Source organism: Corallococcus sp. M7 (assembly GCF_054512695.1).
Genome location: NZ_CM137252.1, coordinates 107,703 through 122,714, shown reverse-complemented (window position 1 = coordinate 122,714; position 15,012 = coordinate 107,703). Strand labels below are relative to the sequence as shown.

General features: G+C 68.7%; 12 protein-coding genes. 2 read left to right on the top strand and 10 right to left on the bottom strand.

From position 1 onward, the window contains the following. Window positions 1-95 precede the first annotated feature (95 nt). Window positions 96-1,382: a chloride channel protein gene (locus tag ACX114_RS00510; protein WP_459293618.1), complete on the top strand. Its 1,287-nt coding sequence runs from the start codon at window positions 96-98 to the stop codon at window positions 1,380-1,382. A gap of 7 nt (window positions 1,383-1,389) precedes the next feature. On the opposite strand, the gene ACX114_RS00505 is transcribed toward ACX114_RS00510, so the two are convergent. Then, a complete protein-coding gene (locus ACX114_RS00505) occupies window positions 1,390-3,693 on the bottom strand; it encodes a membrane dipeptidase (RefSeq protein WP_459293616.1) in 2,304 nt (767 codons plus the stop codon). A 34-nt stretch (window positions 3,694-3,727) separates the two neighbouring features. Beyond that, on the bottom strand, window positions 3,728-3,949 hold the full coding sequence (locus ACX114_RS00500) for a hypothetical protein (protein WP_459293614.1): 222 nt from the start codon (window positions 3,947-3,949) through the stop codon (window positions 3,728-3,730). A 532-nt stretch (window positions 3,950-4,481) separates the two neighbouring features. On the opposite strand from ACX114_RS00500, the gene yjjJ reads away from it, so the two are divergent. Next, on the top strand, window positions 4,482-5,807 hold the full coding sequence (yjjJ, locus tag ACX114_RS00495; RefSeq protein ID WP_459293612.1) for a type II toxin-antitoxin system HipA family toxin YjjJ: 1,326 nt from the start codon (window positions 4,482-4,484) through the stop codon (window positions 5,805-5,807). Here the strand turns inward: yjjJ and ACX114_RS00490 are convergent. From ACX114_RS00490 to mmsA, 8 genes are all read right to left on the bottom strand, one after another. Continuing rightward, on the bottom strand, window positions 5,792-7,066 hold the full coding sequence (locus tag ACX114_RS00490) for a CapA family protein (RefSeq protein WP_459293610.1): 1,275 nt from the start codon (window positions 7,064-7,066) through the stop codon (window positions 5,792-5,794). The genes yjjJ and ACX114_RS00490 overlap by 16 nt on opposite strands. After that, window positions 7,066-7,824 (bottom strand): class I SAM-dependent methyltransferase, encoded by a 759-nt coding sequence (locus ACX114_RS00485; RefSeq protein ID WP_459293608.1) that lies wholly within the window; start codon window positions 7,822-7,824, stop codon window positions 7,066-7,068. The genes ACX114_RS00490 and ACX114_RS00485 overlap by 1 nt, the downstream gene beginning before the upstream one ends. A gap of 63 nt (window positions 7,825-7,887) precedes the next feature. Further along, window positions 7,888-9,045 carry a golvesin C-terminal-like domain-containing protein gene (locus ACX114_RS00480; protein ID WP_459293606.1) on the bottom strand — a complete coding sequence of 386 codons (1,158 nt, stop codon included), beginning with the start codon at window positions 9,043-9,045 and terminating at the stop codon, window positions 7,888-7,890. Between the two features lie 357 nt (window positions 9,046-9,402). Then, complete coding sequence (locus tag ACX114_RS00475; protein ID WP_459293604.1) at window positions 9,403-10,176, bottom strand: serine protease; 774 nt, start codon at window positions 10,174-10,176, stop codon at window positions 9,403-9,405. Between the two features lie 55 nt (window positions 10,177-10,231). After that, a complete protein-coding gene (gene upp, locus ACX114_RS00470; protein ID WP_459293602.1) occupies window positions 10,232-10,876 on the bottom strand; it encodes a uracil phosphoribosyltransferase in 645 nt (214 codons plus the stop codon). Window positions 10,877-10,900: 24 nt separating this feature from the next. Further along, a complete protein-coding gene (locus ACX114_RS00465) occupies window positions 10,901-12,109 on the bottom strand; it encodes a URC4/urg3 family protein (RefSeq protein WP_459293600.1) in 1,209 nt (402 codons plus the stop codon). Beyond that, window positions 12,102-13,355: a GTP cyclohydrolase II gene (locus tag ACX114_RS00460; protein ID WP_459293598.1), complete on the bottom strand. Its 1,254-nt coding sequence runs from the start codon at window positions 13,353-13,355 to the stop codon at window positions 12,102-12,104. The genes ACX114_RS00465 and ACX114_RS00460 overlap by 8 nt, the downstream gene beginning before the upstream one ends. Window positions 13,356-13,428: 73 nt before the next feature. Next, entirely contained in the window at window positions 13,429-14,913 is a 1,485-nt protein-coding gene (gene mmsA / locus ACX114_RS00455; protein WP_459293596.1) for a CoA-acylating methylmalonate-semialdehyde dehydrogenase, read from the bottom strand. Between the last annotated feature and the right edge of the window lie 99 nt (window positions 14,914-15,012).

The window sequence follows — 15,012 nt, the reverse complement described above, 5'->3', positions numbered from 1 at the left end:
AATTCCGCCATGGTGCGTCAGAGTGGCGCCGTTGTTCGCTCTTCGCTGACGCGGCGCTTCCGGTTGACGCGATGTTTCACGGTTAGAGTCCGGCAATGAACCTCTCCGGGAGTGCTCGAGCCCTGGGCCAATGGCTGCTGTTGGGCGCCATCGTGGGGGGCGTGTGTGGCGTGGCGTCCGCGGTGTTCCTGGCGCTGCTGGAAGCGGCCACGGAGTTCCGGGTGGCGCATGAATCGCTGGTGTACGCGCTGCCCGTGGCGGGACTCGTCCTGGGTGCGATTTACGGCCGGTGGGGCGCGTCCATCCGGGGCGGCAACAACCTGGTGCTGGACACGGTGCACGCGGGCGACGCGGTGATTCCCCTGCGCATGGCGCCCATGGTGCTGCTGGGCACGCTGCTCACGCACCTGTTCGGCGGGAGCGCGGGACGTGAGGGCACCGCGGTGCAGATGGGCGCGAGCCTGGCGGACCAGATTGCCTGGCGCTTCCGCGTGACTCCGGAGACCCGGCGCGAGCTGCTGGCGGCGGGCATCGCGGGCGGCTTCGGTTCGGTGTTCGGCACGCCGCTGGCGGGCACGGTGTTCGGGCTGGAGGTCGTGTGCGTGGGCCGGCTGGGCTACGAGGCGCTCCTGCCCGCGCTCACGGCCGCCGTCGTGGGTGACCTGGTGACTCGCGGGCTGGGCATCCATCACACCGCGTATCCGGTGCCCCAGGTGCTGGCGCTGACGTTGCCCGTGCTGGGCAAGTGGCTGGTGTTCGCGGTGGGTATCGCGGGCGTGGCGGTGGCCTTCATCGAGGGCACGCATGGACTGAAGCGGGTCCTGGAGCGCCGTGTGCCGTGGCTTCCCGTGCGCATGGCCCTGGGCGGCCTGGGGGTGGTGGGGCTCTGGAAGCTCGCGGGCACCAGCGACTACCTGGGCCTGGGCGTACCCGGCATCCTTCGCGCGTTCGAGGATGTGTCACTGCCCTGGGGCGCGTTCGCCTGGAAGCTCGTGTTCACGGTGGTGACGCTGGGCGCGGGGTTCCTGGGCGGAGAGGTGACTCCGCTGTTCTTCATTGGGGCGGCGCTGGGCAATGTCCTCGCCCGGCTGTTGGGACTGCCGGTGGACCTGGGCGCGGCGGTGGGCATGGCAGCGCTGTTCGCGGCGGCGGCCAATACGCCGCTCGCGCTGTCGCTGATGGCGGTGGAGCTGGTGGGCGCCTCCGTGCTGCCTCATGTGGCCATCGTCGCCACGGTGGCGTACCTGCTCACCGGCCACCGGGGCATCTATCCGTCGCAGCGCATCGCCCGGAGGAAGCTGGGCGGGCCTCTGCTGGACCGCATCGTCGCGTTGCGCGACCTGCACTCGGCGCCCCGGAAGGAACCCGAGGCGCCTCGCTAAGCAGGCGCTACTTGCAGGTGAAGGACCAGCGGCAGGTGCCGGAGGCGCACTCGCGATCGCTGGAGCAGGCCGCGCCCCGGCCTCGCTTGTTCACGCACTTGCCGGAGTTGAGCCCCCAGCCGCAGAACTGGTTCGCTCCGCAGTGCGAGTCGCTGTCGCAGAGGCAGCTGCCCGTGGGATTCACGTAGCAGTCCGCGCTGCAGCGGTCGGTGGTGCACTCGCGGTCGGACTTGCAGGTCTGACCGTAGGCCTTGGAGCGCGGCGTGTAGCACCAGCCCACCGCGTTGAAGCAGCCTCCGCACGCTCCGGAGAGGCACTGGCCGTCGCGGCTGCACGACGTGCCGTCCGTCTTGCGGTCCACGCAGTCGTTGTCGCCGGGGTTGGCCGGGATGTCGTTCTGGCAGTAGCGGGACGTGCCGCAGTCGCCGTCGTCATTGCAGACGCAGCGGCCGTCGAAGGTGGCGCAGAGGACGGAGGTGCACTGCTCGCTCTGGCACTCGTCGTCAAAGCGGCAGCCCTGGCCCAGCGTCTTGGAGTCCGGTGCGTAGGCCTTGCCGCAGACGGTGGGGTACGCCTGCTCGCGCTCTTCCGGCGGCACCCACGGCGCGATGCCTCCCGTGTCGATGTCCAGCGCCGGGTCCGCCATGCCGCCGTTGCGCGCGGTGCTCACGGTGCGCTCCCACATGCGGATGAACAGCTCCGCCGAGCGGTCCAGCGGCGTGGTGTCCGCGCCCAGGTTGCGCACGTCCCGGAGCAGGTCCGGCAGGAGGCCCACGTGGGCCAGGCCCTGCTCGTCGAACGGCGTGCCCAGCCGGCCCGGCGCCTCCAGCTCCTGCTGGTGGGCCTGCGCGTCCGCTTCCGCCTGGAAGCCCGCGGAGCATGCGCCGTTGGGACCGAAGCGAGGCCGGGTCTGCTGGATGAAGCCGTTGAAGTCCGCGCCGAAGGCCATGGGGACCTTGAGTCCCTGGCGGCCGTACTCGTAGGCCTGCGCGAAGGAGCGGCTGGAGCCCTGGCAGTCGTTGGCGATGTTCGCGGGCGTATACGTGCGCGTCTCGTCGTGCGCGGTGCGCAGGCCGAACATGCCTCCCGTGCGGCGGAGCATCTGCACCACCCAGGCGGGCGTGGTCTTCTCGTTCTGGGCGAGCTTGCCGTTCATCACCTCGCGGAAGTGGCCGTGGCTGATGAAGAGCGGGTAGTAGCGGTTCGCCTGGGAGACGGCGTACGCGTCACGCACGCCCTTCTCCGACAAGTGCGCCAGGTCGATGAGCATGCCCTTGTCCATCATCGCCTGGAGGAGCTGCTGGCCGTCCGCGGTGAGGCCCTTCACGTTGCGGCATTGGGCGTCCACGTCGAAGCCCAGCGTGAAGCCGGAGCCGGTGAGGCCGCAGTCGGTGTCGATGTGGCAGTTCTCCAAGAACTGCGCGGCCTGGAAGATGGCGTTGTGCGGAGCCGCTCCGCCGAAGCGGTTGTCCAGCTGGTGCACGGGCTGGAGGGTGCGCACGCCCAGCGCGTGGAAGCGGTTCAGCTCCGCTCGCCAGTCTTTCGCGCCGAAGAGCTTGCTGGTCTCGATGGAGAGGACCATGGCGAGCCTGCCCTGCGAGATGATCCGCCTCGCGTCCGCAGGCGACAGTGCGATCTCCACCCAGTCATTGGCCGCGTCGAAGGCGTGGGCCATCTGGAGCTGGACCTCCACGTCCATCATCTCGTCACAGGCGCGCTTGCGGTTCTGCGGGGGCAGCGCTTCGCAGAGGAAGCCGTTGCTCACGGCGGACACCACCACCAGCGACATGCCTCCCTGGTGCGCCTGCCTGAGCCACCCGCCCCAGGACTGCTGGTGGGCGATGGTGTCCCAGCGGGGCCACTCCGTGCCGGGCTGGCGGCGGCCCATGTGCAGGCCGGTGTCCCCCTGTGTTCCTTCAATCTTCCCGATGAACTCCGAGCCCACCGCTCCCGCGACTCCGAAGAGCTGGGACAGGACGGGGACCCCGCTCAGGTCCACGCCTCCGGAGTTGGGACACAGGTTGAGCAGGCCGCTCAGGTCCATGCGGACGCGGGCGTGGTCGCTCTCGGGCCAGCCTCCGTCACAGGTGTCGAGCGCTCCGTTGACGCCGCCGTGGAACCAGCCGCCTCCGAAGGCCTCCTCGGCGAACATGTGGTGGTGCAGCTCGGCGAAGCCCGGCACGTCCACGCCCTGCTTCTGGGTGGTGGGGTGTGGCGGGGGCTCCAGGTCCTCGGTGGGGGCACAGGAGAGGGAGGCCGCCAGCGTCAGGGCCAGGGGACTCCAGCGGAACCATGGGAGGGGATGGGACACGAACGCTCCGGGATGAGGGGAGCGTTCACATGCTTCAGCCCGGACGCCGCGTGCAAGACGCGGTGTCCCAGAGTGCGTTCGAGTAGTCGGCGGAGACGACCGCGAGATCACCCGCGTCGACCTTCGCCTTGAGGAGCAGGGAGCGTTCAGTGAGCTGGCGGGTGACGGCATCCACGTTCGCGTGCGCGGCCTTCACCACCTTGGGATCGTGCCTGTCCACGTCCGTGAGGTGGGCGTCGATGAGGTTGCTCTTCACGGAGGAGGCCAGCGCGTCGAGGTTGGGCAGGCCGGTGCTCTGGCCGTCCGGGGTGTGGCGATGCCCAGCAGCGCGACGGCTGCGGCGGTGCGAAGAAGAGGAATCGTGGGGTGGCTCTGGGGTGGGGAGGACGTGGGTCCGGGCGCCCGCTGGGGTAACAAGCCCAAAAGATAAATCCATATTTTCAAGACAAAGCCGTAAAAAAGACATGGGTCATAAAGAACCCATCCATGACTGCAATCGATTGCACTCCCAGCGTGCTGGCGCGGATTTGCCAAGTGGCAAGATGGCGAGAACAGGCCTGTTTACCGTGCGGTAAACGCCCTCTTCCTGCCTTGGGCCCCCCATAGAACTGCCCCACCTACGAGCCAAGGAAGGACCGGGCTTTACACGGTAAAGGGCCCCCAAGGTCCAGGGGGTCAACCCCGGGCGATATCTACTCACTTGAACGGGGTCTACTCTGGGTCTTCAGCAGCTAGATCAATAGGTTGAAGGCAGGGACACCCCTAGTTATCTACTCACGTATCTACTCATGGCTCCTCCCCCTGACTTCGCACAGCTCCTTGAGGTCATCCGACGGATTCAACCCGTTTCGGCGGAGGCTCTAAAGGAGCATTTCAAGGTTTCCCAGCAAACCATGTCTCGCTGGCTCAAGGCGTTGGGAACCGAGGTCTGTCGGATGGGGCGAACCCGGGGAGCGAAGTACCACCTGACTCGAGTCATCCCATCCCTGGGCCGCCAGGTCCCCGTTCACCGGGTCGACGAAGCAGGCAACTGGCAGCCCGAAGGGACCCTTCACTTCCTATCGCCTCAGGGAGCATGGCTGGAGCGCCTGACGGGTCCGGGTCAGCATTTCGAGGGCCGTCCCCATTTTGCCGAAGAGATGAGACCCCAGGGTTACATGGGGAAGGGGTTCCTCCAAAGGCATCAGGATCTGGCACTTCCTTCCCGCCCCGAATTCTGGACCGACGATCAAGTCTTCCTCGCGCTCTGCGCGCGTGGTGATGACTGCACGGGAGACCTCATCCTTGGCGAAGAGTCACTGAACCGCTTCCTCAACTCCGTTCCCCAGCCAATCAACCGGGACGACTATCCCCAGCGAGCGGTTGATCATCTCGCAGCGGGTGCGGGTTCGTCGGCAGGAGGCGAGCAGCCCAAGTTCGCCGGCTACTCGCAGGGCCGGCACGTTCTCGTGAAGTTCGCGGATGCGAGCAGTGGCACCGCCGGCCAACGCTGGTGTGACCTGTTGGTATGCGAGTACATCGCATTGGAAGCGGTTCGCGCTGCGGGTCTTGATGCCGCCGAAGCTGAATGGTTCACCGTGGGAGCCCAGCGCTTTCTGGAGGTCAACCGCTTCGACAGGGTCGGCCCTCGTGGCCGGCGTCCCTTGCTATCGCTTGGCGCCATCGACCATGAGCACATTGGCGATGGCGGGAAATGGATCCCGGTGTCCCAACGGCTTCTCGCCGAGCGGCTCATCACGCCAGAGGATGCTCGAAGGATACGATGGCTGGATACTTTCGGTCAGCTCATCGGAAACACCGACCGGCACAACGGAAACATCTCCTTTTTCATGGACGCCCCGAGGCGTTTCCGACTGGCTCCCATCTACGACATGCTGCCCATGGTGTTCGCCCCCGCGGGTGGGACGCACCTTGTCTCTCGACCATTCGAGCCCGCGCCTCCGACCTTGGGCACCCTGGATGTCTGGGCCGATGCCTCCCGCCATGCGCTGGCGTACTGGGACACGCTCATTTCCTCCCAGGACCTTAGCGAGGAGTTCCGTCAGCGCTGTGTGACCTGCAGGGGACAGCTCGCGGAACTCATTGCCCGCGTGCCGGCTCAGGGTACGGTCTGAGCCGTCAGCGCTCTTCGCCTCAGCTCCGGGGTGGCCACCTGGAACTCCGCGGGCAGCATCCTCAGGATGCGTTCGCGGCGGTGACGGGCGTTGGTCAGGCGCTGCTCCAGGGCGGCCTTCTCGGCTCGGGTCGCCTTGTCGGGCGTCGCGGTGCGCTGGGTGAGGGCGGCCAACCTTCGCGAGACTTCCTCCATCTCACGGTCGATGAGCACGGGTTGGATGTTCCGCTTCGCCTTCGCCTTGCGGCCCTGGGCGTTGTTTTCAATCCAGACCGGCAACACGGAGACATCCGCCAGGGACACCGGGGCTCCGGGATCCGCCCGGGTCACTCCGACTCTCAGGAGCAGGGTGTCCCGCTTGTCTCCGTCCTTGCCCAGTTGCCCCTTCACGTGCCGGTAGAAGCGCGCCTGGTTCGCCACCAGGTTGCCCAAGGAGTAGGCGATGAAACCCCGGCGCCCGGACTTCGTCGTGTAGGCCTCCAGTGGCTGGAGCACGTGCGGATGGTGGCCGATGACCGCGAAGGCTCCTGCTTCCAGGAAGGACTGACCCAAGGCCCGGTCCAACGGGTGCGGCGTGTCCGTGTATTCGCGCCCCCAGTGCCCCATCACGAAGAGCGCGTCGCATTTCGCTGCCGCGGCTCGCACCCGCTCCAGGGCCTCCTCTGGTTTCAGTCCCCTTCTCGAGGCGTGCTCCGGATAGGGCAACAGCGCCACGTGCGGCGCGTCCGCTTCCTTCGGGTTGCTGAAGCCGTTCAGGCTCCTCGTGAAGGAGAGGAAGCCCAGCTTGATGCCTCGCACCTCCATGAAGACCGGCTCCCAGGCCGCGTCTCTTGTCGTTCCCGTTCCCGTGTGGCGCAGTCCCGCCGCGTCCAGGTGACGCAGCGTCTCCACCAGGCCTTCCACGTGCTGATCCCTTGCGTGGTTGTTGCCCGTGGAGACCACCTTCACTCCGGCGTTCACCAATGCCTGCACCATGGATGGGGGCGCGTTGAAGACCAGCTCCTTCGTGAAGGCCTTGGTGTTGGCGGTGACTGGCGTCTCCAGGTTCACCACGCCCACGTCCGCGGTTCGCAGCACGTCCGACAGCGGGCCGAAGACGTGGTCCCAGCCTTCGTGGTTTCCAGTACGCGCGTGGGCCTTCGCCACGGACTTCACCTCGCCGTGCGGAATCACGTCTCCGCCAAAGACGAGCTCCACTCGCGCGGGCGCGGCCATCCCCCACAACGGGATGAACACCAGCAGGGCCCCCCACCCTCGCATCAGTCCTGCTCCCGCACTCCGATGAAGACTTCCCGGTTCCAGGGGTCCCTGCGCGTCGTCGCGGGACAGCCGGCCTCTCGCATCCATTCGAGCCAGTCGTCCCGACGGAACAGGCCGAAGCGGTGGCGCTCCTGCGACATGCTCACCGTCCCGTCCGCTTCCCTCAGCAGATAGGCGAACGCGGTCTCGAACGTCTCGTCGTCCGGATCCGGATCCCAGGTCCACATGAGGTAGCGCATTCCTCGCCCGTCCGGACCGTCGTGGCCTCCGGACTCGGTGAGGGGCTCGAAGGTCTCACGCACGCAGTCCGGCAGCAGCACCACCCGGCCTCCCGGACGGCAATGCGCCGCCGCGGTGAGGACCGTGGCCCGCGCGTCCTCGCGCTCCACCGCGTACATGATGGCGTCGTGCACCATCACCCGGTCGAACGTGCGCCCCAGCCGCAGCGTGCGCATGTCCCCCACGCGGTGCTCACACTCCGGATTCACCTTGCGGCTCACCGCCACCATCTCCGGCGAGCGGTCCGTCAACGTCAGCGTGAAGTGCTTCTTCAGATGGAAGGCCAGGCTGCCTCCGCCCGAGCCCAGCTCCAGCATCGTGCGCGCCGGGCCCTCCTCCGGGCGCAGCATGGGGAGCAGGTCTTCCGCCTCCTCCCCATACTCCTCCGGTGGCGAGAACATCGGCCACCAGGAGGCAAGGTCGGTGTAGAGCTGTGGCTCCTCCACGGGGGGCGGGAGCACGGTGCGCAACGACGCCATGGATGACTTCCTCGGAGACGGGGCACCGTTCTACCGCCCGGACAACCCGTGCGTCCATGAGGCCTAACGGACCTGGATGGCGTCCGCGACCACGTAGGTCCCCGCCGTCACCCAGCGGCTCAGCTGGACCTTGTTCCACCCCGCCGGGAAGCTCCACGTGCCGAGCGTGTTCCACCTGGCGCCGTTGATTGTCTGGTTCACCTTCACGTTCGCCAATTGCGTGCCGGAGGCGTTCGTGACGATGAAGGGCGCGGCCGTGGAGCGGTCGCTCGCCGCCGTCCACCACGCGTCCACCGTCTTCGTTCCCGCCGCGGCCATGTAGAACCAGAACGTCGCCGGCTCCGACACCGCCGCGCCCGGGGACACCAGGTAGCTGGTGCCGTAGTAGCCCGCCACGTTCGTGGAGGACGCCCAGCTGGTGCCCGTGAGCTGGATGTAGCCCTTGGACTGGTCGTTGTTCGCGTTGTTGCTGTCGATGACCAGCCCCGTCGACGAGCCGCCGCCGGACGTCCACAGGTACGTCACGTCCACCCAGTCGTTGTTCGACATGCCCAGGTCCAGCCAGAACGTGCCGTCCGCGAGGTCGATGCCCGCGGGGTTCGACGGCCGGCGGCCGAACTGGTCCAACCCGCCGTTGAAGTTGTCCTGGTACGCCGCCTGCGCCTCCGGCTTGCCCTGCGGCAGCGTCTTCCACATCTCGCGCACGCTGGACGGGTTCCAGTAGTCGTCCTTCGTGTTCCACGGGCCCACGTCCCAGACGGACGTCGTCGTGCACTTCGCCGTCTTCGAATAACAGACGCGCACCTGGTACTCGGAGCCTCCGTTGGACGCGAGGCCACGCCGCGAAGGCAGCGCGACGAAGCGGTCGTTGGTCTTGATGACGTGGCCGTTCGCCGTCGTGCCGCCCACCAGGCCCTCACGGGTGGCGTAGACGCGGTAGGTCAGCGGCGCGAGCGTCTGGAGCGCCTCCTCCGTGCCGGTGCCTTCGCGCCAGCCTTCCAGGCCCACCTCCTGGACCACCGGACCGCGGCCTCGCTCGTCGGCGATGAGCGCGAGGCGGACCTGCACCTCCGTGCCCGCGCGGGGCAGGCGCACGGCTTCGCCTTCGGTGGCGGTGCGCCATTCGGTCCAGGCGCCTCCGGGGGTCCTCACGCGCACGTCGACTTCGACACCCTGCCCCAGGCCCACGGCTGCCTGGACGCGCGGGCGGAAGGTGTCCACGGGCTGCTCGAGCGTGCGCGCCGGGAACTCGAAGAGGCCCGTGAGCCGGCTCAGCGTCTTCCGGGCGGCGCATCACGGCGTTGGGTTCGTAGAGCAGCCCGTCCCGGGTGCCCACGAGCTCCGACGTGCCCGTTCCGGCGGAGAGGTTCTCCGTCCAGTGCTGCGCGCCGGGCTCCGCCGCCTCCGCTCCTTCCGCGAAGACCGCGCCCAACATCACCGCCATCAGGGTGGACCGCCACGACGCGCGCATGCCTGGACTCCCGGGAAATGGACAAAAACGTTTAGACCGTTCAACGTTTAAATCCGTCTTTCCCGGTTCTCAAGAGCCAAGGCGTGAAACAGCGTTGGCTCGGTGCATCACGTCCCGTTGATGACGTTGCGGATCCACGGCGTGTACGTGGCCACGTTGGTGAACACGGAGAACGTGTTGCACTGACTGGAGCCGAACCCGCTCACAATCCCATACAGCTTCCCGTTGAAGGCCAGAGGGCCTCCGTCGTCCTTCGTGCAGACGTTCGCGGTGGCGCTCGGCGCCGTGCACAGCATCGCGCCGTTGACGTAGTCGCTTCCCACCAGGTCGCGGCAGGTGGCCGTGGAGGTGATGCTCAGGTTCAGGCGCTTGAGCCCATCGGAGGTGGGCGCGTTCGGGGTGCGGCCCCAGCCGCTCGCGACGTACGGCACGCCCGTGGGCGCGGGCGCGTCCGGCAGCGTCAGCGGTTGTATCGCCTGGGAGAGGTTGAAGGGCTGGGCGAGCTGGAGGAGCGCGACGTCGTGGGCCGACCCGTCATAGGACGGGTGCAGCACCTTGCGCGACACCGCGCGGTACTGCTCGTCCACCTCCACCGTGCCCAACCGCAGGTCTCCCGCGTAGATGCGCATGGACGCGGGCGTGACGCCCTGGACGCAGTGGGCGGCCGTCACCACCCAGCCGGCCCGGATGAGCGTGCCCCCGCAGGTGAACGCGCCCGACACATGGAGGCGCACCTGGTGGGGCAGCTCGTACCGGGCCGCGAGGCCTCCGCCGAGGATCTCCTGGGTCTGGACGCCGGGGACCGAGACCTCTTCCGGCTCCCCTCCACAGGCGAGGAACCCCAATGCCATCAACGCGGACGCGAAACGGGATGTCTTCATGCGGTGAGACATGAAGGATTCACGTCTCACCGTCAATCCTGTAAATCGCGACTAGTCAGTCCACCGACTTCGTGCCGAAGAGGCGGTCTCCCGCGTCGCCCAGGCCGGGCAGGATGTAGCCGTGCGAGTCCAGCTTCTCGTCGATGGCGGCGGTGAAGACGCGCACGTCGGGGTGGTGCTCGCGCAGGTTCATCAGGCCCTCCGGACACGCGAGCAGGCACACGAAGCGCAGTGAGCCCGGGCGGCTTCGCTTCACCCGCTGGAGCGCCGCCACCGCGGAGTTGCCCGTCGCGAGCATCGGGTCGCAGACGATGACGTCGCGGTCCTCCAGGTTGGCGGGCACGCGGTAGTAGTACTCCACGGCTCCGAGCGACTCCGGGTCGCGGTACAGGCCGATGTGGCCCACTCGCGCGGACGGGACGAGCTGGAGCAGGCCGTCCAGGATGCCCTGCCCTGCTCTCAGGATGGGCACCAGCACCAGCTTCTTGCCGTCCAGCGCCCAGCCCGTGGTGCGCGCCATGGGCGTCTCAATCTCCTCCTCGCGCAGCTTCAGGTCTCGCAGCGCCTCGTACCCGAGCAGGAGGGAGATCTCCTCCAGCAGCGCCCGGAAGGCCGCCGTGCTCGTGTCCGTCCTGCGCATCACCGTCAGCTTGTGCTTCACCAGCGGGTGATCCACCACCGTGCAGTTCGGGAAGTCCATGCGTCCTCCTCTTGGATTTGTGTTTCAGAACACCGTGCCGTCACTGCGGATGCGGATGGGCGGTACGCCCCCGGGGCGCAGCTCCGCCGCCACCCGGCGCCCCGCCGTCCACGTGCCGCCCTGGAGCACCTTCGCCAGCGGCAGCTCCTCCGCGCTCAATTCCAGACGCCCTCGCACCAGCGCGGCCACGCGGTCCAGCAGCGCCACCGTCAGCGCCCGCCACTCCACGATGGGCGGGTCACCCGGGCCGTAGACCTCCGTCGTCAGGCGCGGGTCCTGCGGCACCAGCACGCCCAGGTCCACGAAGAGGCCGCCGTTGCGGTACTCCGGCAGGCCGGTGAGCGCGTCCAGCTCCGTCACCGTCACGCCGGCTTCCGCCAGCGGCTCCACCAGTGAGTACGCCAGCCACTGGGACAACTTGTGGAAGGGCACCAGCGAGTCCGCGCTGCCCGGCGGCCCGAGCGCCGGATGCGGCCACACGTCGCCCAGGTTCACGCCGTCCACCGTCGTGCGACCCGGCCAGATGGGGCCCAGCACCTCCAGCACCGTGCCCAGCACCTCCGCGGCCCTCACGCTGCGGCGGTGCGCGGCCAGCATGTCGAACAGCGTCCCGGGCCTGGGCAGCACGCGCGACAGCGCCTGCATGAGGTGCAGCCGCCCCTCCACGCCCAGGAGCGGATTGGACTCCGACACCTGGAAGCCGCGCTCCAACTGCTCGCGCGTCATGCGGCCCAGCGCCTCCGCGTCCGCGCGCAGCGGCCGGTCTGGATCCGACGAGAAGCCGCCCGCCATGAACATGCGCAGCGACGCCACCGCCAGCCCCTCCGAGCGCACGTAGGACGCGCCTCCGGGCTCCTGGTAGCGCCACGCGGGGCCGCTGCCCGCGTCCAGGAGCACGCTCACCACGCCCAGGTCCACCTTGGCGCGTGCGCGTTCCTCCGGCGGCAGCGGGGCCAGGCGCGCCTCCAGCTGCGCGAGCCTGGGCACGCCTCCCGCGTCGAAGTGCCTCCAGCGGCTGTGCACCGGGATGTCCAGCCGGGGGTACGCCTCGTGCGTCACCGCCAGCACCCGGTCCACCACCGTGGGCAGCCGGGACGGCTCCACCCGGAAGTACTCCAGCCGGCCGGCGAGCCCCAGGTCCAATACCTGGTGACAGCGCTCGCGGATGGCCGCCGGGCTGCGCAGCCAGGCCACCGTGGGGGACACCTCCTGTACCCGGATCGCGTCAAGCATCGAGGTCCCGTCCCTTCACCTGCGCCAGTTCCCCCGCGTCCGCCACCGGCCCGCGCGTGAAGTAGCCCGCGGCCTTCTTCGCCTCCATCTCCACCTTCGCGTCGGCGGGGATGAGCCCGTCCGGGATGGGGACCCGTTCGAGGATTTCAATGCCCGAGCGCACGATGGCGTCGTGCTTCATGTCGCTCATGGAGATGAAGCGGTGGATGCGCGTGATGCCCAGCCAGTGCAGCACGTCCGGCATCAGCTCCTGGAAGCGCATGTCCTGCACGCCCGCCACGCACTCCGTGCGGTGGAAGTACGTGGCCGCGGAGTCTCCGCCCTCCTGGCGCTTGCGTGCGTTGTAGACGAGGAACTTGGTCACCTCGCCCAGCGCCCGGCCCTCCTTGCGGTGGTAGACGATGAGCCCCACCCCGCCCTGCTGCGCCATCCGCACGCACTCCTCGATGCCGTGCACCAGGTAGGGCCGGCAGGTGCAGATGTCGCTGCCGAAGACGTCCGAGCCGTTGCACTCGTCATGCACCCGCGCCGCCAGCGGCACGTCCCGGTCCGCGAGCGAGGTGATGTCGCCAAAGACATACAGCGACAGACCGCCGATGGGCGGCAGGAAGACGTGCAGGTCCGGGCGGGTGATGAGCTCAGGGTACATGCCTCCGGTGTGCTCGAAGAGGCCGCGGCGCAGCGCGCCCTCCGTGAGGCCGAAGCGTTCGGCGATGCCGGGCAGGTACCAGACGGGCTCCACCGCGGCCTTCACGACCTTCACGTCGCCGTTCGCCGCGACGAGGTCGCCGTCCACCTTGAGGCGCCCGGCGGCCATGGCCTCGCGCACCTCCGGCATGTTGATGTGGGCCCGGGTGACGGCGATGGTGGGCCGGTAGTCCACGCCCTGCTCGGCGTAGGCGCGGAACACCTGCGAGGCCACCGCGCCCCAGGGGTCCAGCGACACGATGCGCTTGGGGTCGCTCCACGCCGGATGGGGCCCCACCTGCGCCGCGGGCGAGGTGTTGGTCAGGTCCGCCTTGTGGTCCTGCGGCAGCTTGCCCGCGGACACCGCCAGCGCGCGGTAGATGGAGTACGCGCCCGAGTGCGTGCCGATGACGTTCCGGTTCGCGGGGTCGGAGAGCGTGGCCACCACCGGGCCCCGGCGCAGCGGCTCCGGCTCGCCCCAGCGCAGGGGGACTCCGGGGGCCTGACCATCGGGATGGGACGTGAGACGGATGTGATTGACCGGCTTCTTGTCAGCCATGGGGTGCACCCTCCTCGCGGGGCGCGTGGGAAAGGACAGATGTCTGGGAATGGGGGCGAAGCAGCGGCTTGTGTCAGCTCATCCAGGAGCCGTCGGTGCGCGCGGACCACTTGCGCGTCACCTTCTTGAGCTGGCTCCAGAAGTCGAGGCTCGACGGTCCCGTCACGTCCCCGTGGCCGAACTTCGATTCGCCCGTGCCACCGAAGGAGAAGGGCTCGCGCGGCACCGGCACGCCCACGTTCACGCCCACCATGCCGGCCCTGGCGCCCTCCACCACCGTCTGCGCCACCGCGCCGTTGGTGGTGAAGATGGACGCCGCGTTGCCATAGGGCGACGCGTTCTCCACCGCGAGCGCCGCCGACAGCGTGGGCACCCGCACGATGGACAGCACCGGGCCGAACAGCTCACGCCGCGCGGCCTCCATGTCCGGGCGCACGTGGTCCAGCACCGTGGGCCCCAGCCAGTGGCCGTTCGCGTAGGCCTCGCCCGCGGGCCGCTTGCCCCGCCCGTCCAGGAGCACCCGCGCCCCGTCCGCCTGCGCCCTGGCGATGGCCGTCTCCAGCCGATCCACCGCGCCCCGGTCGATGAGCGCGCCCATGCCCGGGCCGACCTCCAGACGTGAGGCCCGCCGGAGGATGTCGTCCACGAGCGGCTGCACGTCCCCCACCGCGAGCATCACGCTGGCCGCCATGCAGCGCTGGCCCGCGCAGCCGGTGAACGAGTCCACCACCGCCTGCGGCGTGAGCTCCGGGTCCGCGTCCGGCACGACGATGAGGTGGTTCTTCGCGCCGCCCAGCGCCAGCACGCGTTTGCCGTGACGGCTGCCCTCGACATAGACGTGCTTCGCGACGGGGGACGAGCCGACGAAGGCCAGGGCCTTCACGTCCGGGTGCTCCAGGAGCGCGTCCACCGCGGGCTTTGCTCCATGCACCACGGAGAAGACGCCGGGTGGATAGCCGGCCTCCACCATCAGTTCGCCCATGGCGGTCGCGGTGAGCGGCACCTTCTCCGACGGCTTGAGGATGAAGGCGTTGCCCACCGTGATGGCGATGGGGAACAGCCACAGGGGCACCATCGCGGGGAAGTTGAATGGCGTGATGCCGGCGACGACGCCCAGGGGCTCGCGGCGGTATTCACAGGTGACGCCCCGGCTCACCTCCAGGTGCGCGCCGCTGTCCAGGTTCTGCAGCGACAGGGCGAAATCACAGACCTCCATTCCCTTGAGCAGGCCCGCGCGGCCCTCCGCCACTGTCTTGCCGGATTCGCTCGCGGCCAGGTGCGCGAGCCTTTCCAGGTGCGTCTCCAGGAGCGTGCGGAAGCGTTGCAGGAATTGGGTGCGCTCGCGCAGCGGGGTGACGCGCCAGCCTTGCGCGGCGGCCTTCGCGGCCTCCACGGCCTGGGCGACACCCGAGGCGGTCGTCAGCGGCACGCGGCCGATGAGCGCGCCAGTGTAGGGACTGCGGACCTCCTGCGCGGACGCTCCGGCGGGAGAGACCCACTCTCCGCCCACGAGGTTGCGACAAGAGACAACGCTCTCGGGTAACCGAACAAAGGACACGCGCACCCCCCCGGTGTTGCGTGACGAATGGACGGCAAGGATAGACGCAAACCCGGAAGCCAGGGCAAGGCGGGGGGCGTCACCGTGTCATTGCTTGAT